This is a genomic window from Massilia sp. TWR1-2-2 (assembly GCF_049897565.1).
Taxonomy (GTDB): Bacteria; Pseudomonadota; Gammaproteobacteria; order Burkholderiales; family Burkholderiaceae_D; genus JAFCUW01.
On sequence record NZ_JAFCWM010000014.1, the window covers coordinates 94,303 to 114,030 of the forward strand.

At 64.0% G+C, this 19,728-nt stretch carries 18 protein-coding genes and 1 pseudogene; 12 read left to right on the top strand and 7 right to left on the bottom strand.

Translation table 11 applies throughout. The features are described 5' to 3' along the window. Nucleotides 1-69: 69 nt before the first annotated feature. Nucleotides 70-1,263: a selenoneine synthase SenA gene (gene senA, locus ACP7DD_RS15050; RefSeq protein WP_426175635.1), complete on the bottom strand. Its 1,194-nt coding sequence runs from the start codon at nt 1,261-1,263 to the stop codon at nt 70-72. Between the two features lie 34 nt (nt 1,264-1,297). Between senA and senB the strand changes: the two genes are divergently transcribed. From senB to trpS, 3 genes are all read left to right on the top strand, one after another. Beyond that, nucleotides 1,298-2,272 (top strand): selenoneine biosynthesis selenosugar synthase SenB, encoded by a 975-nt coding sequence (gene senB, locus ACP7DD_RS15055; RefSeq protein WP_426175636.1) that lies wholly within the window; start codon nt 1,298-1,300, stop codon nt 2,270-2,272. Between the two features lie 17 nt (nt 2,273-2,289). After that, entirely contained in the window at nt 2,290-3,348 is a 1,059-nt protein-coding gene (gene selD, locus ACP7DD_RS15060; RefSeq protein ID WP_426175637.1) for a selenide, water dikinase SelD, read from the top strand. 266 nt (nt 3,349-3,614) lie between these two features. Next, nucleotides 3,615-4,631, top strand: coding sequence for a tryptophan--tRNA ligase (gene trpS, locus ACP7DD_RS15065; RefSeq protein WP_426175638.1), 1,017 nt, complete (start codon nt 3,615-3,617; stop codon nt 4,629-4,631). A 15-nt stretch (nt 4,632-4,646) separates the two neighbouring features. Here trpS and ACP7DD_RS15070 read toward each other — a convergent pair whose 3' ends face one another. Further along, the gene (locus ACP7DD_RS15070) at nt 4,647-4,868 is read right to left on the bottom strand and encodes a hypothetical protein (protein WP_426175639.1); all 222 of its coding nucleotides are present in this window, start codon (nt 4,866-4,868) and stop codon (nt 4,647-4,649) included. Between the two features lie 116 nt (nt 4,869-4,984). Between ACP7DD_RS15070 and ACP7DD_RS15075 the strand changes: the two genes are divergently transcribed. Further along, nucleotides 4,985-5,941, top strand: coding sequence for a sensor domain-containing diguanylate cyclase (locus tag ACP7DD_RS15075; RefSeq protein WP_426175640.1), 957 nt, complete (start codon nt 4,985-4,987; stop codon nt 5,939-5,941). Between the two features lie 185 nt (nt 5,942-6,126). Beyond that, nucleotides 6,127-7,692, top strand: coding sequence for a methyl-accepting chemotaxis protein (locus ACP7DD_RS15080; protein ID WP_426175641.1), 1,566 nt, complete (start codon nt 6,127-6,129; stop codon nt 7,690-7,692). A 38-nt stretch (nt 7,693-7,730) separates the two neighbouring features. Here the strand turns inward: ACP7DD_RS15080 and ACP7DD_RS15085 are convergent. Then, nucleotides 7,731-7,985: pseudogene (locus tag ACP7DD_RS15085) on the bottom strand (VOC family protein); the annotation flags it as partial. Between the two features lie 210 nt (nt 7,986-8,195). Here ACP7DD_RS15085 and ACP7DD_RS15090 point away from each other — a divergent pair. Next, complete coding sequence (locus tag ACP7DD_RS15090; protein ID WP_426175706.1) at nt 8,196-8,786, top strand: M23 family metallopeptidase; 591 nt, start codon at nt 8,196-8,198, stop codon at nt 8,784-8,786. A 43-nt stretch (nt 8,787-8,829) separates the two neighbouring features. On the opposite strand, the gene ybaL is transcribed toward ACP7DD_RS15090, so the two are convergent. Next, nucleotides 8,830-10,533: a YbaL family putative K(+) efflux transporter gene (gene ybaL / locus ACP7DD_RS15095; RefSeq protein ID WP_426175642.1), complete on the bottom strand. Its 1,704-nt coding sequence runs from the start codon at nt 10,531-10,533 to the stop codon at nt 8,830-8,832. A 215-nt stretch (nt 10,534-10,748) separates the two neighbouring features. Here ybaL and ACP7DD_RS15100 point away from each other — a divergent pair, with 215 nt between their 5' ends. From ACP7DD_RS15100 to ACP7DD_RS15120, 5 genes are all read left to right on the top strand, one after another. Continuing rightward, nucleotides 10,749-11,117, top strand: coding sequence for a hypothetical protein (locus ACP7DD_RS15100; protein ID WP_426175643.1), 369 nt, complete (start codon nt 10,749-10,751; stop codon nt 11,115-11,117). Nucleotides 11,118-11,681: 564 nt separating this feature from the next. Next, the gene (gene leuA, locus ACP7DD_RS15105; protein ID WP_426175644.1) at nt 11,682-13,373 is read left to right on the top strand and encodes a 2-isopropylmalate synthase; all 1,692 of its coding nucleotides are present in this window, start codon (nt 11,682-11,684) and stop codon (nt 13,371-13,373) included. A gap of 145 nt (nt 13,374-13,518) precedes the next feature. Then, on the top strand, nt 13,519-14,436 hold the full coding sequence (locus tag ACP7DD_RS15110; protein ID WP_426175645.1) for an ABC transporter ATP-binding protein: 918 nt from the start codon (nt 13,519-13,521) through the stop codon (nt 14,434-14,436). Between the two features lie 6 nt (nt 14,437-14,442). Next, nucleotides 14,443-15,204 (top strand): ABC transporter permease, encoded by a 762-nt coding sequence (locus ACP7DD_RS15115; RefSeq protein ID WP_426175646.1) that lies wholly within the window; start codon nt 14,443-14,445, stop codon nt 15,202-15,204. A 150-nt stretch (nt 15,205-15,354) separates the two neighbouring features. Next, nucleotides 15,355-16,509 carry an MFS transporter gene (locus tag ACP7DD_RS15120; RefSeq protein ID WP_426175647.1) on the top strand — a complete coding sequence of 385 codons (1,155 nt, stop codon included), beginning with the start codon at nt 15,355-15,357 and terminating at the stop codon, nt 16,507-16,509. Between the two features lie 4 nt (nt 16,510-16,513). Here the strand turns inward: ACP7DD_RS15120 and ACP7DD_RS15125 are convergent, their stop codons facing one another. Further along, nucleotides 16,514-17,251 (bottom strand): haloacid dehalogenase type II, encoded by a 738-nt coding sequence (locus tag ACP7DD_RS15125; RefSeq protein WP_426175648.1) that lies wholly within the window; start codon nt 17,249-17,251, stop codon nt 16,514-16,516. Between ACP7DD_RS15125 and ACP7DD_RS15130 the strand changes: the two genes are divergently transcribed. Continuing rightward, entirely contained in the window at nt 17,250-17,420 is a 171-nt protein-coding gene (locus tag ACP7DD_RS15130; protein ID WP_426175649.1) for a hypothetical protein, read from the top strand. The two genes, ACP7DD_RS15125 and ACP7DD_RS15130, sit on opposite strands and share 2 nt — an antisense overlap. 172 nt (nt 17,421-17,592) lie before the next feature. Here ACP7DD_RS15130 and ACP7DD_RS15135 read toward each other — a convergent pair whose 3' ends face one another. Further along, nucleotides 17,593-18,525 carry a YihY/virulence factor BrkB family protein gene (locus ACP7DD_RS15135; protein WP_426175650.1) on the bottom strand — a complete coding sequence of 311 codons (933 nt, stop codon included), beginning with the start codon at nt 18,523-18,525 and terminating at the stop codon, nt 17,593-17,595. Next, nucleotides 18,525-19,715, bottom strand: a complete 1,191-nt coding sequence (gene egtB / locus ACP7DD_RS15140) for an ergothioneine biosynthesis protein EgtB (RefSeq protein ID WP_426175707.1) — start codon at nt 19,713-19,715, stop codon at nt 18,525-18,527. Before egtB ends, ACP7DD_RS15135 begins: the two co-directional genes overlap by 1 nt. Nucleotides 19,716-19,728 lie beyond the last annotated feature (13 nt).

Below are 19,728 nucleotides of genomic sequence, written 5' to 3' on the forward strand. Positions count from 1 at the left end.
CGTGTCCGAATGTCGGCACTGACCCCGTGTTGAATGTCGGCACTGCCCCCGCGTTGAACAGCGCCTACGTCAATAGGCGCAGGTACGAAAGCCGGCAAACATGTCGTCGCGCTCGGGCAAGTAGAAATTGCGGTAGCGCGCCGAGCGACAGCGCGCCGGCGTCGCAAACGAGGCGCCGCGCAGCACCTGGTGCGTCATGAACCAGGGCTCGGAATACTCGCCGTAGCGGTCAGCCGCGAAGCCGGGATACGGCTCGAACGGCGACGACGTCCACTCCCACAGCTGACCCCAGCGAAATCCGGCCTGGCCCGACACGGCCGCGTATTCCCACTCGGCTTCGGTCGGCAGGCGCCGGCCCGCCCAGGCGCAATACGCCTGCGCTTCGAACAGGCAGACGTGGCGCACCGGCTCGGACGGCGCCAAGGTCGACGGCCGGCCGAACCGTACCGTGCGCCACTGCCCTCCCTCGCGCTGCCAGTAGCGCGGCGACGAGCGTTCCTGCCGCATCAGCCAGGCGCGCCCCGCCACGCTCCAGAATCCGGCCTGTTCATAGCCGCCGCCGGCGACAAACTCGGCATACTGGGCGTTGGTGACCAGGCCGGCGTCGATGCGAAACGGCGCCACGTAGCACTGGAACGGCGGCTTTTCGTTGTCGAACACGAAGCCGCCTTCCTGCGCGCCGCCGAGGACGATGGTGCCGCCTGGGTAGGCGATGTCGGACGCCGGCGAACTGACCAGCTGGTCGTGCGTCAGCGGCGGCGCCGCGATGCCCAGCGTCTGCAAGGTGTACAGCAAGGCCTCGCCGTGCATGTCCTCGTGCGCCAGCGCCAGCCGGTACGGATACAGCGCCTCGTCGGTGCCGGCCTCGCGCGACAGCTTGTCGAGCGTGCGGTCCAGCACTTCGTGGCAATACGTCTTCAGCGCGCCGGCCGACGGCAGCGCCAGCGTCCAGCGCGCGCGGTGCGGCACCAGGTTCGAATCGAACCAGTCGTCGCCTTGCGTGAGCAGCGAATGGCGCTGCGCCGCGGCCGGATGGGTCGAGAGCGCCTCGCGCAGGATGAACCACTCGGCGAACCACGCCGTATGGCCCAGCTCCCACAGCGGCGGATTGATTGTGGCAATATGCGGCACGCGGGCAAGCGCGTCGAGGCCCTCGGCGACGAAGCAGTCGAACAGCGCCAGCGTATAATTTCGCGCGGCCTGCAGCTCTTGCGCAAGCGGCTGCGCCCGCGCGGTTCGGAATGACGCATTAATTGAACTCATGGCGAGATTGTAACGACTTTCTGGAGAGGCGCCGGTGGCAGAGAAGCACGTGGTAATCGTCAGCCCGGCATTGGCGCGGGCAAACAACGGCAACTGGCAGACCGCCAGCCGCTGGGCGCAGTTCCTGCGCGCGCATTACCGCGTCGATATCGTCACCGAATGGAGCGCCGCCGACAGCGCGCCCGACCTGCTGATCGCGCTGCACGCCCGGCGCGCCGCGCCGTCGCTGGCCGCCTTCACCCAGGCCCATCCCGAGCGGCCGTCGATCCTGGTGCTGACCGGCACTGACCTGTACCGCGACATCGCCACCGACGGCCAGGCGCAGCAGTCGCTGCACCATGCGCGCGCGCTGGTGCTGCTGCAAGACGCCGGCCTGGCGCTGTTGCCGGCGGCGCTGCGCAGCAAGGCGCACGTCATGTTCCAGTCGGCGCCGGCGCTGGCGCCGTATTCCCATCCGGCACAGCGGCGCCGCTTTTCGGTCTCGATGGTAGGCCACCTGCGCGACGAAAAAGATCCGCTGACGTTCATTGCCGCGGCCGCGCTGGTGACCGATTCGCGCGCGCACATGGTCCACGTCGGCGGCGCGCTCGAGCCGGCGCTGGGCGCCGCCGCCGAGGCCGCTCAGGCGGCCAATCCGCGCTACCGCTGGCTCGGCAACCTGGCCCATGGCGCCACGCGCCAGCGGCTGCGGCGCAGCCACGCGATGGTGATCGCCTCGCGCATGGAAGGCGGCGCCAACGTCATCATCGAGGCGGTGACGTGCGGCGTGCCGGTGCTGGCAAGCGACATCAGCGGCAACCGCGGCATGCTGGGCGACGATTACGAAGGCTACTTTGCGGTCGGCGACGCGCCGGCGCTGGCGCGCCTGATCGAGCGCAGCATCGCCGACGCCGCCTTTTACCGGCGCCTGCGCGCGCAGTGCGCCACGCGCGCCGCGCTGTTCGCCCCGGCCGCCGAGAAAGCGGCGCTGCTCGGTTTAGTGGATAATCTGTCAGATACGCACCAATAACCGGAATGGAACAACCCATGAGCACAGCAAGCGACCAGCCCATCAAACTCACCTCGTTTTCGCATGGCGGCGGCTGCGGCTGCAAGATCGCGCCGGGCGTGCTGGCGGAAATCCTGAAAAATTCCAGCGGCTTTCCGGTACCGAAAGAGCTGATGGTCGGCATCGAAACGGCCGATGACGCCGCCGTCTACAAGCTCAACGACGAGCAGGCGCTGATCGCCACCACCGACTTTTTCATGCCGATCGTCGACGACGCGTTCGACTTCGGCCGCATCGCCGCCACCAACGCCATCTCCGACGTCTACGCCATGGGCGGCACGCCGATCATGGCGCTTGCACTGGTCGGCATGCCGATCAACAAGCTGCCGCTCGAAACGATCGGCAACATCATCCGCGGCGGCGAGTCGATCTGCGCTGAAGCGGGCATCCCGATCGCCGGCGGCCACACCATCGATTCGGTCGAGCCGATCTACGGCCTGGTCGTGCTCGGCCTGGTGCACCCGTCCAGGGTCAAGCGCAATGCCGATTCGAAAGACGGCGACGTGCTGATCCTCGGCAAGCCGCTCGGCGTCGGCGTGCTGTCGGCGGCGCTGAAAAAAGACGCGCTCGGCGCCGACGGCTACGCCGCCATGATCGCCAACACCACCAAGCTGAACAAGCCTGGCATGGCGCTGGCGAAACTGGACGGCGTGCACGCGCTGACCGATGTGACCGGCTTCGGACTGCTCGGCCACCTGCTTGAACTGGCGCGCGGCGCCAAGCTGACGGCGCAGCTGGATATGTCCACCATTCCACTGCTACCTGGCGTCGAGCAACTGGCGCACGACGGCTTCTTTACCGGCGCGTCCGGTCGCAACTGGGATGCCTACGGCAAGGACGTCGAGCTGGCCGCCGGCATCAGCCCGGCGCAGCAGGCGTTGCTGACCGATCCTCAGACGTCCGGCGGCCTGCTCGTCGCGTGCGATCCGGGCAGCGTCGACGAAGTGCTGGCGCTGTTCGCGCATGGCGGCTTCGGCGACGCCGCCGTCATCGGCCGCATGCACGCCGGCACGCCGAAAGTCACAGTCCGCGCTTAACAAGCTGGCGTCTCACCGCTAAATGGTGAGCCGTCATCCGCTTGCAACCGGCGCCGACGTCGCAAGCCCCAACGAGTCACCCCGTGATATACTCGCCGGTATGAAAACTCGACGCTCAATCACACATCGTTGGTGGCGCGCATGACCTTGGCGGCCCGTTTTCATACGCACGATTTTTAACGTGATGCCGCCGGTCCAGGCGGCATTGTTGTTTCTACGGCATGCACGCAACACCGGCGACATCCAGGCCCTTACTCGGAGTCACGATGTCCAACGCTTGCCCGCAACCGATCATCCTCACCGGCGACCGCCCTACCGGCCCGCTGCACCTCGGCCACTACCTCGGCTCGCTGCGCGCGCGCGTCCAGCTGCAGCACGAAGCGAAGCAATATCTGCTGCTGGCCGATGCCCAGGCCATGACCGACAACGTCGGCAAGCACCAGAAAGTGACCGACAACGTCATCGAAGTCGCGCTTGACTACCTGGCCGCCGGCATCGATCCCGAGAAGTCGACCATCTTCATCCAGTCGCAGGTAATCGAACTGGCCGAGCTGACCCAGTACCTGATGAACCTGGTGACGGTGGCGCGCCTCGAGCGCAATCCCACCATCAAGCAGGAAATCGTGCTGCGCGGCTTCGAGCGCGACATTCCCGCCGGCTTCCTGGTCTACCCCGTCAGCCAGGCGGCCGACATCACCGCCTTCAAGGCGACCCTGGTGCCGGTCGGCGACGACCAGCTGCCGATGATCGAGCAGACCAACGAGCTGGTGCGCAAATTCAACGCCACAGTCGACCGCCAGGTGCTGGTCGAATGCAAGGCGGTGCTGTCGGCCGTGACGCGCCTGCCCGGCATCGACGGCAAGGCCAAGATGAGCAAGTCGCTCGGCAATTCGATCGCGCTCGGCGCTACTCCGGACGAGATCAACAAGGCGATCAAGATGATGTATACCGATCCGAACCACCTGCGCGTGGGCGATCCGGGCCAGGTCGAGGGCAACGTCGTGTTCTCGTTCCTCGACGTGTTCGAGCCGGACAGCGTCAAGCTCGACGAGTTGAAGGCGCACTACCGCCGCGGCGGCCTGGGCGACAGCGTGCTGAAGAAGATGCTCAACGAGCGGCTGCAGGAAGTGCTGGCGCCGATTCGCAGCGAGCGCGAGCGGCTAGCCAGGGATCGCGGCGAGATGCTCAACGTCATCAAACGCGGCACCGACAAGGCGCGCGAAGCGGCAGCGCAGACGCTGTCGGAAGTGAAAGCGGCGCTCGGGTTGAATTACTTCGGTTGAGTGCGCAACGAACTGCTAGGCGCGGCGCTTGCGGCTCCGCAACCGCACGCGCGAATGTGGCCGCGGTTCGGTTTCGATATCGTCGGGACCGTGCGGCATGTACCCACCTTCCGCGCGCACCTTGTGAAACCCTTCGCCATTCGGTGTGTGCTTGAGTCTGTACCAGATCAGCCCGACAGCGACGAGCAAGGTCAGATACAGGATGAAGATCACTAGCTTGATCGTATCGGTGTCCATTGATCGGCCCTTTCGGATATTTGATTCTTAGCAACGAATAGTAGCAAAGTCAAGGGTGCACGTCTACGGTGTTGCTATTTTACAACAAGTTATTATTGCACTTCCAACCCTTTCTCATGACCACACCACCGACCAGCCCCAGCTTTCTCGCCGGTGACGATCCCGGCGTCTACCGCACCTTGCTCGAATCGACCCGCGCGATTCCTTGGCGAATCGAATGGGCCACGATGCGCTTCACCTACATCGGCCCGCAGATTGAAGAGCTGCTCGGCTGGAGCCCGTCCAGCTGGCTGTCCGTCAACGATTGGGCCGACCGCATCCATGAAGAAGACCGCCAGAAAACGGTCGATTTCTGCGTTGCGCAATCGCAGCAAGGCGTCGACCACGAGGCCGACTACCGCGCCCTGACGCGCGATGGCGACCATGTCTGGATCCGCGACGTCGTCCATGTGGTGCGTGGCAAGGATGGCAGCGTCGATTCGCTGGTCGGCTTCATGTTCGACATTACCGCGCGCAAGAACAACGAAGACAAGATCCTGCAGTTGCAACGCGAACTGGAGGTGCTGTCGTACCGCGACAGCCTGACCAACGTGGCCAACCGCCGCATGTTCGACACGCTGTACCCGGTCGAGTGGGCAAAGGCGCGCGCCACCGCCGAGCCGCTGTCGATCGTGGTCATCGATATCGACTACTTCAAGCAGTACAACGACCATTACGGCCACATGGAGGGCGATGAGTGCCTGCGCCGCGTGGCCCAGGCGCTCGACGCAGGCGCGTCGCGTTCGCGCGACTTGTGCGCCCGCCTCGGCGGCGAAGAATTCGTGCTGCTGCTGCCAGCCACCGACGAGGAAGCGGCGCGCAACGTGGCCGAACGCTGCCGCAAGCTGCTCGGTCAAGGCGCCATTCCGCACGCACGTTCCGGCGTTGGCCGCCTGGTGACCGTCAGCATGGGGGTCGGCACCATCGTGCCCGGCAGCCAGGACGATCCCGGCGTATTCATGGACCGCATCGACCGGCGCCTGTACCAGGCCAAGTCCGCCGGACGCGACCGGGTCTGCGACGCCGAAGCCTGAAGATCGCGTTTCGCGCAGTTTCTTGGCAGGCAAATGTGTAATTACGCCAGTCTCTGGTGAACTGTCCAACGTCAACCGTGTCATGCCGGGCGCATATTTGTTTATCAAGTGCAATTCTTCGATGCCTTGCGGTAAGATCGAACGAAAAGCTGGCTTAACAAACAGAAACGTTCGGAGATGACAGGATGATGGTTTTAAGGCCGCTCAAGGCGCAGATCAATGCGCTCGCGACACAATTGCACACACAACTGCCGGGCGCCATCACGGTCGATCACGCGGCCACCGTCGCCATCAACGGCACGCCGACCCCGGTGCTTCGCAGCGGCACGACGATCCTGAACCTCGACTTCGCGCTGCCCGACGCGTTCCTGGGCAAAACCGGCGCCACCTCGACGTTCTTCGTCAGGATCGGGCAGGACTTCGTGCGCGTGACCACGTCGCTAAAGCGCCAGAACGGCGAACGCCCTCTGGGCACGCCGCTCGACCGCGCCCATCCCGGCTACAAGCAACTGCTGGCAGGCCGCTCGTATGTCGGCTACGCAACACTGTTCGGCAAGCAGTACATGACCCATTACGACCCGATTTTCGACAGCAGCGGCGCCGTGATCGGCGTGCTGTACGTTGGCATCGACGTTGGCAACCACCGGCAGATGGCCATTTCGCTCAAGCTGGCGCTGCTGGCGGTACTGGTGGCTGGCACTGCCGGCGCGGCCGGCATCTGGGGCTTGAGCGCGCACGCACCTGCGGCCGACATCACCGGGCTGCGCTGGCGCTACCTGCTCGGCCTGCTGGGCTCCCTGGTGGTGCTCGGCGCCGTCATCGACCAATGCATGCGGCGCCTGGTGACCCAGCCGTTAACCGTTGCCCGCGAGGCAGCCACGCAAATGGCATCGGGCGACCTTTCCGCGCAGATGCACGTGGCGCGCCGCGATGAGATCGGCCAGCTGATGCAGGCGATGAATAGCGTCAGCCAGGGCCTTGCCGACCTGGTCGGCAAGGTGCGCAACGGTTCCGACAGCATCACCATCGCCACCCGCGAGATCGCCTCCGGCAACGCCGACCTGGCCACGCGCACCGAAACCCAGGCGGCCTCGCTGGAAGAAATCGCCGCCAACGTGGAAACCATCGTGGCGGCAGGCCGCGCCAACGCCGAGCGCTCGGCCCACGTGACGACATTGTCGACGTCGGCCTCCGACGAGGCGGCGGCCGGCGGCAAGGCGGTCGCCGAGGTGGTGGGCAAGATGACGGCGATCCGCCAGGCATCGTCGAAGATCGCCGACATGATCGGCACCATCGAGGCCATCGCGTTCCAGACCAACCTGCTGGCCCTTAACGCCGCGGTCGAAGCGGCGCGCGCCGGCGAACACGGCCGCGGCTTCGCGGTGGTGGCATCCGAGGTGCGCGCGCTGGCGCAGCGCAGCGCCACGGCCGCGCGCGATATCGGCGCCGTCATCGGCGTGTCGGTCGCCGAGGTCGACGGCGGCAGCAAGCTGGCCGACCAGGCCGGCGCCGCGATGACGAGCTTGCTTAACTCGGTCAGCAGCGTGGCCGGCATCATGGCCGAAATGAGCGGCGACAGCCGCAGCCAGAGCCTCGTCATCGACGAACTGAATCAGTCGATCGGCAATCTCGACGACATGACCCAGCAGAACGCCGCGCTGGTCGAGGAAGCGGCCGCGGCGGCCGAGAACGTGCACCGCCGCGCCGATGAGCTATCGACCGTGGTTCAGGTGTTCAAGCTGAGCCGCTGAGTTATTTACTGAGCGCGGCGCGCCTTATAACGCGCCGTTCAGGTCGTGGCCTCATGACTGTGGCAAACCACTTCGATGTTATGCTCGTCAGGGCCAATGAGGAAAGCGGCATAATGGTTCGCGTGGAATTGCGGACGCAGGCCAGGGGCGCCATTGTCCTGGCCGCCCGCCTCTAGCACCGCGCGATAGAATGCGTCGACTTGCTGGCGAGTGTCGGCGACAAACGCCAAGTGCAGGTGCGCCGGCTTCTCGTCGGTTTGGAACAGACACAATGAACTCTTGCCGTCCTGGCTAGCGGGTAAAGTTCTTGATGAACTCGAAAACCATTCGACGACCTGGCATCACCGGCGCTCCGCAGCTAAAGCGCTAGAAGCATGCGCCAACGTCATACATGATGCACAAGGCGCCGAGCGGTTGATATCCTTGGCCAATGGGTTTAAGGGCTTTCACGAGGCCCAATGCGTCCCCATCTGATGATATCCCTGCGCTACAACGGAACCGACATGCGATTTTTTCTACGCGCCCTCGTGGTTGCCGTCGTGCTGACGGTGGGCTACATTTTTCTGGAGCCGACCATCGACCGGGCGCTGTACACGATGCGCCTAGCCGCGATGCCCAAGCCGGAGGCACTGCCGGTGCCGGTCGAAGGCGTAAAAACGCGCGCGCTTCGCGACACCTGGAACGGCGCCCGCAGTGAAGGTCGCAAGCACCAGGGCATCGACATTTTCGCCAAGCGCGGCACCCTCGTGATATCGAGTACCGAAGGCATCGTCATGCAGGTCGGTACCAACCGGCTTGGCGGTCTGGTGGTGTGGGTCATGGGTCCGGGCCGCCAGCGTCATTACTACGCCCACCTCGATGGCTATGCGGAAGACGTGGAAGTCGGCATGCGCATCGAGGCTGGCCGGGTGCTGGGTTACGTTGGCGACACTGGCAATGCAAAGGGCACGCTGCCGCACCTGCACTACGGCGTGTACGACATTGGCGGTGCGATTAATCCATTTCCGCTGCTGCGCGCGAATTCGGTTGCAGTTACAGCAACGGATAGGGAACAGTCCAAGAGTTTAGCCGGTGCGTGTCTGAAGCGGCGCTAGGCCGAAAGAACCCACGCGGCCCCGTCCCAAGCACCAATTTCATCTAATGCGGTTTGGCTTCCGCCTCGCTCAGGTTGCGCAACACATACTGCGTCATGCTGTTTGCCAGCTCGTGCTCGCCGACAAACACCTTCCCCGCGTGCTCGCCGCGCAGCAGCTCAGCCTCATTTTCGCTATGCGTGCGCAGCACCGTCTTGATTGCCGGATTGAGCGCGCGCGCCGTCTCGATCATCGCGCGCACGCGAAACGTGTCCGGCGTGGCCACCACCAGCATTGAGGCGCGCGCGATGTGCGCCTCGATCAGCACCGCCGGCTCGCCGGCATCGCCCGCCACTGCCGGAATGCCCTGCTTGCGCAGTTCCTCGACCAGCTCGCGGTTGTGCTCGGCCACGACGAAGTGCACGCCCTGGTTGGTCAGGGCGTGCGCGATGCGCCGGCCGACGCGGCCGTAGCCGACCAGCACCACCTGTCCGCTCAGCTTGGCGTGATCGGTGCTCATCGGCAGCTCGGCGAGCGGGTCTTCGGCGCGTTCCATGCACCGCGCCAGCTCGGACTTGGAGCGGATCCACTTTTGCAGCGGCTCGACGGCCTTGAACAGCAGCGGATTGACGGCGATCGAAATGATAGCGCCGGCCAGGATCAGGCTTTGCCCTTCGGCCGGCAGCAGCTTGAGCTGCATGCCCATGGCGGCCAGGATAAACGAGAATTCGCCGATCTGCGCCAGGCTCGCCGACACCGTCAGCGCCGTGTTCAGCGGGTAGCGCAGCATCAGCACCAGGGCGAACGCGGCGAGCGACTTGCCGAAGATGATGACGGCCACCACTGCCAGCAGCTGCAGCGGGCTTTCCAGAATGACCATTGGATCGAACAGCATGCCGACCGAGACGAAGAACAGCACGGAAAACGCATCGCGCAGCGGCAGCGATTCTTCGGCGGCGCGGTGGCTCAGCTCGGACTCGCGCAGCACCATGCCGGCGAAGAAGGCACCCAGCGCGAACGACACGCCGAAGATTTCGGACGAGCCGTATGCGATGCCGACCGCCGCGGCGATCACGCACAGCGTGAACATTTCGCGCGAGCCGGTCTTGGCCACGTGCCACAGCAGCCACGGAAACAGCTTGCGGCCGACGAGCAGCATCAAGGCGACGAAAGCGCCGACCTGGCCGAACGTGATCGCCAGCGTCTGCCACAGCGGCCGGTTGGTCTCGGCGCCGGCGCCGCCGAGCGAACCGGCCACTGCCGGCAACAACACCAGCACCAGCACGGTGACCAGGTCTTCCACCACCAGCCAGCCGACCGCGATGCGCCCGTTCAACGAATCGAGAATGCCGCGATCTTCCAACGCGCGCAGCAACACGACGGTGCTGGCCACCGACAACGCCAGGCCGAACACCAGGCCGGCGCCCAGGCTCCAGCCCCACCAATGCGCCAGCCCGACACCCATCACCGTTGCCACCGCAATCTGCAACACCGCCCCGGGCAGCGCGACGCGCTTCACCTCCACCAGGTCCTTGATGGAAAAATGCAATCCGACGCCGAACATCAGCAACATGACGCCAATTTCGGCCAGCTGGGCCGCGATGGCCGCATCGGCAACGAAGCCCGGCGTGGCCGGCCCGATCAGCACGCCGGCGGCCAGGTAGCCGACCAGTGCGGGCAGGCGCAGCTTCAGCGCGAGCATGCCGAACAGCAGGCCGAAACCCAGGGCGGCAGCAAAAGTGGTGATCAAGCTGATGTTATGGGGCATGCTGGAGGTGTCCTCCGAGTGAATTATCGTTGAGTCAAGTCCCTGATTTTATAAGGATTTCACCGTAACCGTTGAAGTCTGGCAAGGATTAGCCCGGCGGCTCAACTTTTCCATTGCCGAAACAAAACAGATGGTTATAACGCGACGCAATTAATTTAATACCCTCCATACCAAGGCGCATATGGCAGACCAGGAAATAGCACAGCACACCAAATTTGGGGGAATCTGACCGCCGCGCATCGCTTCCGACACCAGGCGCCCGCGACGCTGCTGGAAATTTTCAATATCGTCTTCGCAGTAAGCCTGAGCATCTGGCTGCACTCGGTCGGCGAGCACCGGCACGAGCAAACGACGGTCAAAACCTTCCTGCTCGGCCTGAAGCGCGACATCAGAGCGACCAGGCGCAGATCAATCAGATCGTCGCATTTCACCGGGCGTCGGACCAGCGTTACGCCTACCTGGCGGTGCGCGCCCCGAAAGAACCGCCGGACGGCGAAAAGTTCAACGAAGCCTACAGCTACCTGCCGTTGAACAACTTCCTGGCGCCGCCACCTCCGCCGCCGGCAAGCGACACCTGCGGCTGATCGCGACGCATCCCAAGGTCCACAAGCGTTTCCAGAGCATCGTCGATGGCGGCAATGCCATCATCAAGGACATCGACCTGGCGTATCCAGACCAGGCCCCGCCGTTATAGCAATTCGTCGACTATGTCGTTATAGCGTCGTGTGACGGCGGTCACGAATTGCACACCCTCGCAACGCGAGGCTTGACAAGGCGGCGCCGTGTCCCTTACAGTAAGTCCATGTCTTTCCCCTTGCATCTGTCCACTTCCCTACCGCTCGCTAGCGCACGATCGCTAGCGACGCTACTAGCTGCACGCGCGTAATCCACCCGCAGTGCGCCGCCCGGCAACCCGCCCAGGCGTTGGTAATACCCAGGAAAGTTAGGCCCACGATGTTTTCTACCGCTCAATCCGCAATGTTCGCCATGCCGACCCCGCCATCGATGGCCGGCGGTGCTGCCGCGCTTGCGCTACTGCTGCTATCGCTACCGACCGGTTGCCTGGCCTAGCGAAACGTGGCCGCCCGGCAACCCGCAGCCACACCGTGCCGACCCCGGCCATTTCCCATTCGAATCAGGAGCACCCCATGATGTTGCAGAATCCAGCCGCCAAATACCGCGCTTTCCCGCCCGTCCAATTGCTTGACCGCACCTGGCCGGACCGCGCCATTACTCACCCGCCAATCTGGATGAGCACCGACCTGCGCGACGGCAACCAGGCGCTGATCGAGCCGATGAGCCCGGAAAAGAAGCTGCGTTTCTTCGAGACGCTGGTCAAGATCGGCGTCAAGGAAATCGAAGTCGGCTTCCCGTCGGCGTCGCAGACCGACTTCGACTTCGTCCGCAAGCTCGTCGATGAAAACCGCATCCCGGACGACGTCACCATCATCGTGCTGACCCAGTCGCGCGACGAACTGATCCGCCGCACGGTGGAGTCGGCGGTCGGCGCCAAGCGCGCCATCGTGCACCTCTACAACTCCGTGGCGCCGGTGTTCCGCCGTGTCGTGTTCAACATGACGCGCGAGGAGATCATCCAGATCGCCGTCACCGGCACCGCGCTCGTCAAGGATCTGGTCAAGCAACACCCGCAAACGGACTGGGGTTTCGAATATTCGCCGGAGTCGTTCTCGACCACCGAGCTCGATTTTTCGCGCGACATCTGCGACGCCGTCAGTGCCGTCTGGCAGCCGACGCCAGGCAACAAGATGATCTTCAACCTGCCCTCCACCGTCGAGTGCAGCACGCCGAACGTGTATGCCGACCAGATCGAGTGGATGTGCCGCAACCTCGCGCGGCGCGATTCGCTGGTCATCAGCGTGCATCCGCACAATGACCGCGGCACCGCGATCGCTTCGGCCGAGCTGGCCGTGATGGCCGGCGCCGACCGCGTCGAAGGCTGCCTGTTCGGCAACGGCGAGCGCACCGGCAACGTCGACCTCGTCACCTTGGCGATGAACCTGTACACCCAGGGCGTGCACCCGGGCCTGGATTTCTCCGACATCGACGCGGTGCGCCAGGTCGTCGAGGAATGCAACCAGTTGCCTGTGCACCCGCGTCATCCGTATGCCGGAGACCTGGTGTTTACGGCGTTTTCCGGCTCGCACCAGGACGCGATCAAGAAGGGTTTTGCCAAGCAGAAGGCCGATGAAATCTGGGAAGTGCCGTACCTGCCGATCGACCCGGCCGACCTCGGCCGCAGCTACGACGCCGTGATTCGCGTCAACAGCCAGTCCGGCAAGGGCGGCATGGCGTACCTGCTCGAGCAGGAATTCGGCTTGCAGTTGCCGCGCCGCTTGCAAATCGAGTTCAGCCGCGCGGTGCAGGCGGTGGCCGACGCCAGCGGACGCGAGATCGCCGCGCGCGACATCCACGACATTTTCTGCCGCGAGTATTTCGACCAGGTCACGCCGTATGCCTACGGCTCGCACAAGATGGTCGAGGACACCAGCAGCGACGAGCCGGTGCAGATCGACATCGCCCTGACCCACCGCCAGCAGCGGATGCAGCTGCAAGGCGGCGGTAACGGCCCGATCGACGCGTTCGTCAATGCGCTCGGGCTCGATATCAAGCTGATGGATTATCACGAGCACTCGATCGGCTCGGGCGCGAACGCGCGCGCGGCCTGCTATGTCGAGCTGCGCCTGGCCAACGGGCCGACCCTGTTTGGCGCCGGCATCGACAGCAACATCGTCACGGCGTCGTTCAAGGCGGTGCTCAGCGCGGTGAACCGTCAGTTGGCATTGGTCAAGAGCGAACCGGTATCGGCTGTCGTGGCATAGCGACTCACTCGCCGACCAACCCCAATCGGGGTCAGACCTGGGTCTGACCCCGATGCCATTGCGCCAGTTGCATAATCCCCCCTACAAACCTTGCAACGCCAATTCCACTACAATCGACCCCATCGATAAATTGGCAAGGAAGCGCATGCAAGCGGTAATCTCAGTCCAGAAACTCTCGAAAACCTATGCGGGCGGCTACCGCGCCCTCAAATCGGTCGACCTCGAGATCCGCCGCGGCGAAATCTTCGCCCTGCTCGGCCCGAACGGCGCCGGCAAGACCACGCTGATCAACGCCATCTGCGGCATCGTCAATCCCACCAGCGGCACCATCCTTGCCGACGGCCACGACGTCGTCAAGGACTACCGCGCCGCGCGCGCCAAGATCGGCTTGGTACCGCAGGAACTGGCCACCGACGCCTTTGAAAGCGTGTGGGCGACGGTGAGCCTGTCGCGCGGCATCTTCGGCAAGCCGCCAAATCCGGCACACATCGAAAAACTGCTGCGCCAGCTGTCGCTGTGGGACAAGAAAGACGCCCGCATCATGGCGCTGTCGGGCGGCATGAAGCGGCGCGTGATGATCGCCAAGGCGCTGTCGCACGAGCCGCAAATCCTGTTCCTCGATGAACCAACCGCCGGCGTCGATGTCGTGCTGCGGCGCGACATGTGGGACATGGTACGCGGCTTGCGCGACCAGGGCGTGACGATCATCCTGACCACCCACTACATCGAGGAAGCCGAAGAGATGGCCGACCGCATCGGCGTCATCCGCAAGGGTGAGATCATCCTGGTCGAGGACAAGTCGGCGCTGATGGAAAAGCTCGGCAAGAAGCAACTGACCTTGCACCTGCAACACCCACTGGCGGCGATTCCGCCGGCGCTGGCCGGCATGCCGCTGGCGCTGTCGGCCGACGGCACCGAGTTGGTCTACACCTTCGACGCCCAGAGCGAGCAGACCGGCATCGCCGACCTGCTGCGCCGGCTCGGCGAGCACGGCATCGACTTCAAGGACTTGCAGTCGAGCCAGAGCTCGCTCGAGGACATCTTCGTCAACCTGGTAGGGTAAGCAGACATGAACTTTTACGCAATCCGCTCCCTGTACATGTTCGAGATGGCGCGCACCTGGCGCACGCTGATGCAAAGCATTGCCTCGCCGGTGATTTCGACGTCGCTGTATTTTGTCGTGTTTGGCGCCGCGATCGGCTCGCGCATGGTGCAGGTCGACGGCGTGCCGTACGGCGCCTTCATCGTGCCAGGCCTCATCATGATGTCCCTGATGACGCAGAGCGTGGCCAACGCCTCGTTCGGCATCTACATGCCGAAGTTTTCCGGCACCGTCTACGAGATCTTGTCGGCGCCCATTTCCGCCACCGAGATCGTGCTCGGCTATGTGGGCGCGGCTGCCAGCAAGTCGGTGATCCTCGGCCTGCTGATTTTGCTGACGGCGCGCCTGTTCGTGCCGTTCGAAATCGTCCATCCGGTGTGGATGCTGGTGTTCCTGGTGCTGACCTCGGTCGCCTTCAGCATGCTCGGTTTCATCATCGGCATCTGGGCTGACGGCTTCGAAAAGATCCAGATCGTGCCGATGCTCATCATCACACCGCTGTCCTTTCTCGGCGGCAGTTTCTATTCGCTGAGCATGTTGCCGCCGTTCTGGCAAAAGGTCGCGCTGTTCAACCCCGTGGTGTACCTGATCAGCGGTTTTCGCTGGAGCTTCTACGGCGTCTCCGACGTCAGCGTCGCGCTCAGCGCCACCGTGGCGATCGCCCTGCTGGCCGTTTGCATGGGCCTGATCTGGTGGATCTTCAAAACCGGCTACCGCCTGCGCGCTTAAAGGGGTCTGACGGGGACGCCGAGTCCCGCTGTTTCGGTCAGACCCGGGTTTTAGCCGGCGTCCGCACAACGGGCTCCGGCGCTTCACCTAAAGATTTTCATGAGCCTCTCCCCAGCCATAAACCCACCCCCCGCCGCACCAGTCACCGTCATGCGCATCCTTGGCGCAGTCGCCTTCGTGCACCTGCTCAACGACCTGATCCAGGCAGTGCTGCCGGCCATCTACCCGATGCTCAAGGAGCAGTTCAGCCTGACCTTCACCCAGGTCGGCCTGATCACGCTGACGTTCCAGTGCACCGCGTCGCTGCTGCAACCGTGGATCGGCCTGTACACCGACCGTCGTCCGATCCCGTTCCTGCTGCCGATCGGCATGTGCTTCACCTTGCTAGGCGTGCTGATGCTGGCGGTGGTCGACACCTTCCCTACCCTGTTGATGGCCGCGGCGCTGATCGGCATCGGCTCGTCGGCCTTCCACCCTGAGGCGTCGCGCGTGGCGCGCATGGCGTCCGGTACGCGCTACGGTTTTGCGCAGTCGCTGTTCCAGGTCGGCGGCAATGCCGGCAGCGCGCTCGGCCCGCTGCTGGCGGCCGCCATCGTCGTCGGCCGTGGCCAAGGCAATATCGCCTGGTTCGCGCTGGTGGCGGTACTGGCGATCAGCGTGCTGTATGGCGTTTCCCGCTGGTACAAGAATCACCTGCTGACGTTCCAGCGCAAGACCGGCGCCGGCCATGGACCTCAGCTCTCGCGCAAGCAAATTATCCGCGCGCTCGTGGTGCTGGCATTCCTCGTATTCTCGAAGTACCTGTACATGTCGAGCCTGACCAGCTATTACACGTTCTACCTGATCGAGAAATTTTCGCTGCCGGTTGCCAGCGCGCAGATATACCTGTTCCTGTTCCTTGCCGCGGTGGCGGCCGGCACCTTCCTCGGCGGGCCGATCGGCGACCGCATCGGGCGCAAGCGCGTCATCTGGCTTTCAATCCTGGGCGCTGCGCCGTTCACCCTGGCGTTGCCGTATGCCAACTTGTTCTGGACCGCGGCACTGACCGTGATCATCGGCTTCGTGATCTCTTCGGCCTTCTCGGCGATCGTGGTGTTTGCGCAAGAACTGGTGCCCGGCAACGTGGGCATGATCGCCGGCATCTTCTTCGGCCTGATGTTCGGCATCAGCGGCATTGGCGCTGCGGCGATGGGGAAAATGGCGGACGTCTACGGCATCGCCTTCGTCTACCAGATCTGTTCTTTCCTGCCGCTGCTGGGCATGCTGACTGTCCTGTTGCCCAATATCGAGCGAAGCAGGAAGTAAGGACTCAGGACGGTGATGCCGCGTCCGCTGTTGCATCCCCTTCGGAAATCTCTGGAATCCCGTCCCAATCCTCCAGTACCCAGTCCGCCATCGCGGTCAGGTTCTCCGTCACCACCGTGGGCGTCGCGCCCAGCACGTCGAAGGCGCCGAGCGTGCGCTTGACCCAGCACGTCGGATAGCCGAACAGGCTGGCGCCGCTGGCATCCCAGCCGTTGGCCGAGACGAACAAAATGTGCTCGCGCGAATGCCCCATGCGCCGCTCGGCCAGTTCGTACACTTTCGGATGCGGCTTGAACACCTGCACATCCTCCACGCTGATCAGCTCGTCGAAGGCCCAGCCCATGCTCGAATTGTTCACCACCTGGGCGATCGACTTGTGCGATCCGTTCGAGATAATTCCCAAAGGGATGCCAGCATCTTTCAGGCGGTGCAGCGTCGCCGGCATTTCCTCGTGCGGCAGCAACTGCAAATACAGGTCGCCCAGTACGCGCGCCATGTCTTCTTCCAATGTCAAGCCCAGCGCGGTACAGGTGAAGCGCAGCGCGTCGTCGGTCAGCGCTTCGAAGTTGACGTAGCGGTCCATCAGGCTGCGCAACCACGTGTATTCGAGCTGCTTCTGGCGCCACAACTGAGAGATCGCGGCGCCCTTGCCGGGAAACGCCTGGTCGCAAATGCCGGCGACGGAATGGACATCGTACAAAGTACCGTACAGGTCGAAGACAATGCCGCGGAAGGGTTTCATGGCTACTTTGCTAAGTGGAATCAGTGGCGACTTTAACATCACCGCCGCCGAGCGCGCGCACAAACCGTTCAGCCATAAAAAAAAGCCCGCCGAAGCGAGCTCTGTTCCAATGTATTACCAATGCTTTAATCGTGTCTCAGGCGCCCATGCTATCTGCGTGGTGCGTTGATATGTAAATCGACCAACGTATTCGGAATTACAAACCCAGTCTTTTGCGACTATCTACGAATCACAGCATTACACGTGCCGTTATCGAGGCGCAGCGCCTGGGCAGTGGTGCAGATCGCGAACGAACTGCAGCACACAGCGAAGTGTACCACCACTTTGTGCGCCGCAGCAAATTATTTTTCGGGATAGGTCTGCATCGGCTTTGGCTCCTCGTCCATCCGGTCCTTCCCTGCCCGCTCGTATTCGGAGATCACCTGCGCGCCGAGCAGCAGCAGCGTGGCGCCAATTTCCAGGCTGAACATGACGACGATTGCCGTCGTCATCGAGCCGTACACCACGTTCACCTGCGACAAGGTGGAGAAATACCAGACCAGCACGCGCCGCGCCAGCTCCCACAGCAGCGCCGCGGTGACACCGCCGATCAGCGCGTGCGACAACGACAGCCGGCCTACCGGCATCACCATGTAGATCGACGTGAGCACGAGGATCTCGCCGCCCAGCCCCAGCAGGTACAGCAACGCGCCGGACACGCCGCCGAGCGACCAGTTGTAGCCGAACAGGCGCACGCTCTCCTGCCCCATCACCTGCAGGCTGCCGGCCACCAGGGTGACGAGCATGATGCCGGCGCCGAGCGCGACGATGTAGCAGTAAGGCAGCACCGCCGACACCATGAAGTGGCGGCGCCGGATCGCCACCCGGTGGACAAAGATCACGCTCATCGCGTTTTCCAGCACCGTGAAGGCGAGCGAACTGAAAAACAGCATGGTGCCGCCCAGCACCCAGGTAATCAGGTTGCGGTTCTCGAGAAAGTGCGCCACCTCGGCGGTGATCGACGCCGACTGCCCCGGCACCAGGTACTCGAGATAGCGGCGCAGCGTGACGAGGAGTTCAGCCTGGTCGATGAAGTGCGACAGCGCCACCACCACCAGCATCAGGAACGGCACGATCGACAGCAAGGCGTAATACGCCACCGCGCCGGCCAGCAGCAGACCCTGGTTGGCGCGGAAGCCCTTCAGGACCTGCCACGCGAACGCAAGCGGATGAGCGAGGATATAGGCGTTGGCGCGGCGGTTGAGAATTTCGATCTGCGGCAGGTGGACGGTCATTATTTAGCGAGTCGGATGCCGGTGAATTGCCAGCGTGCGCCGGCGGGGAAAAAGTTTCGATAGCTCGCGCGCGCGTGGCCCGGCGGCGTTGCCGAAGAGGAACCACGCAGCACGTACTGGTTGAGCATGAACTTGCCATTGTATTCCCCCAGCGCGCCAGGGGCCGTCGCGTAGCCTGGATAGGGGGCGTAACTGCTGCTGGTCCATTGCCAGCAATGGCCGAACATCTGATGCAGCCCGCTGTCGGCGGCGCGCCCGGCCAGCTCCCATTCCGCTTCCGTGGGCAGGCGTGCGCCGCGCCAGTGGGCGTAGGCGTTCGCTTCGTACAGCGACAGGTGCACCGCCGGCAGGTCGGGTGCGAGCGGTACCATGCCGTGCAGCGTGAATTCCTGCCACGATCCGTGCGCGTCGCGCCGCCAGTACAAAGGATGGGCCAGCGACAGCGCGCACACCTGGTCCCAGCCTTCGGACAGCCACAAGGCCGGGTCGCGGTAGCCGCCGGCGTCGATGAATTCGAGGTATTCGCCGTTGGTCACCAGGCGCGCCGCCAGCGCGAACGGCTGCACGAACTGGCGGTGGCGCGGCAGCTCGTTGTCGAAGCAGAAGCCGTCGCCTTCGTGGCCGATCTCGGTCAGTGCGCCGCCAACGTCGACCCAGCCGGCGGCCGGCGGCACAGCGGGCGCCGGCGGCGGCGCCGAAGAATACGCCGGATACAGCACGCTTTGCGCCAGCATGTGCTTGACGTCGGTGAGGATCAGCTCCTGGTGCTGCTGCTCGTGCTGCAGGCCCAGTTCAATGAGCGTGGCCAGCGCCTCGTTGTCGGCACGGTCGGCCAGCAGGCGGGCGATGCGCTGGTCGACGTTGGCGCGGTAGGCGCGCACTTCGTCGAGCGACGGGCGCGTGAGCAGGCCGCGCTGGGCGCGCGGATGGCGTTCGCCAATACCGTTGTAGTAGGAGTTGAACAGCACCCGGAAGGCCGGATGGAATGGCGCGAACTGCGTCTCCATCGGCTCGAGGATGAAGGTCTCGAAAAACCAGGTGGTATGCGCCAGGTGCCACTTGACGGGACTGGCGTCGGGCATCGACTGGGCGCCGCAATCTTCACTCGACAACGGCTCGGCCAGCATCAGTGAGCGTTTGCGCACGCTGTCGTAGTGACGGCGCCAGGTGAACTCGTTGGTCGGCTTCATCGCGGCCTGCGCT

Bases quoted from the DNA above. Each gene is read 5' to 3' on its own strand.
- senA (WP_426175635.1), bottom strand. From the start codon at position 1,263: ATGAGTTCAATTAATGCGTCATTCCGAACCGCGCGGGCGCAGCCGCTT.
- selD (WP_426175637.1), top strand. From the start codon at position 2,290: ATGAGCACAGCAAGCGACCAGCCCATCAAACTCACCTCGTTTTCGCAT.
- trpS (WP_426175638.1), top strand. From the start codon at position 3,615: ATGTCCAACGCTTGCCCGCAACCGATCATCCTCACCGGCGACCGCCCT.
- ACP7DD_RS15070 (WP_426175639.1), bottom strand. From the start codon at position 4,868: ATGGACACCGATACGATCAAGCTAGTGATCTTCATCCTGTATCTGACC.
- ACP7DD_RS15075 (WP_426175640.1), top strand. From the start codon at position 4,985: ATGACCACACCACCGACCAGCCCCAGCTTTCTCGCCGGTGACGATCCC.
- ACP7DD_RS15080 (WP_426175641.1), top strand. From the start codon at position 6,127: ATGATGGTTTTAAGGCCGCTCAAGGCGCAGATCAATGCGCTCGCGACA.
- ACP7DD_RS15090 (WP_426175706.1), top strand. From the start codon at position 8,196: ATGCGATTTTTTCTACGCGCCCTCGTGGTTGCCGTCGTGCTGACGGTG.
- ybaL (WP_426175642.1), bottom strand. From the start codon at position 10,533: ATGCCCCATAACATCAGCTTGATCACCACTTTTGCTGCCGCCCTGGGT.
- leuA (WP_426175644.1), top strand. From the start codon at position 11,682: ATGATGTTGCAGAATCCAGCCGCCAAATACCGCGCTTTCCCGCCCGTC.
- ACP7DD_RS15110 (WP_426175645.1), top strand. From the start codon at position 13,519: ATGCAAGCGGTAATCTCAGTCCAGAAACTCTCGAAAACCTATGCGGGC.
- ACP7DD_RS15115 (WP_426175646.1), top strand. From the start codon at position 14,443: ATGAACTTTTACGCAATCCGCTCCCTGTACATGTTCGAGATGGCGCGC.
- ACP7DD_RS15120 (WP_426175647.1), top strand. From the start codon at position 15,355: ATGCGCATCCTTGGCGCAGTCGCCTTCGTGCACCTGCTCAACGACCTG.
- ACP7DD_RS15130 (WP_426175649.1), top strand. From the start codon at position 17,250: ATGGCTACTTTGCTAAGTGGAATCAGTGGCGACTTTAACATCACCGCC.
- ACP7DD_RS15125 (WP_426175648.1), bottom strand. From the start codon at position 17,251: ATGAAACCCTTCCGCGGCATTGTCTTCGACCTGTACGGTACTTTGTAC.
- ACP7DD_RS15135 (WP_426175650.1), bottom strand. From the start codon at position 18,525: ATGACCGTCCACCTGCCGCAGATCGAAATTCTCAACCGCCGCGCCAAC.
- egtB (WP_426175707.1), bottom strand. From the start codon at position 19,715: ATGAAGCCGACCAACGAGTTCACCTGGCGCCGTCACTACGACAGCGTG.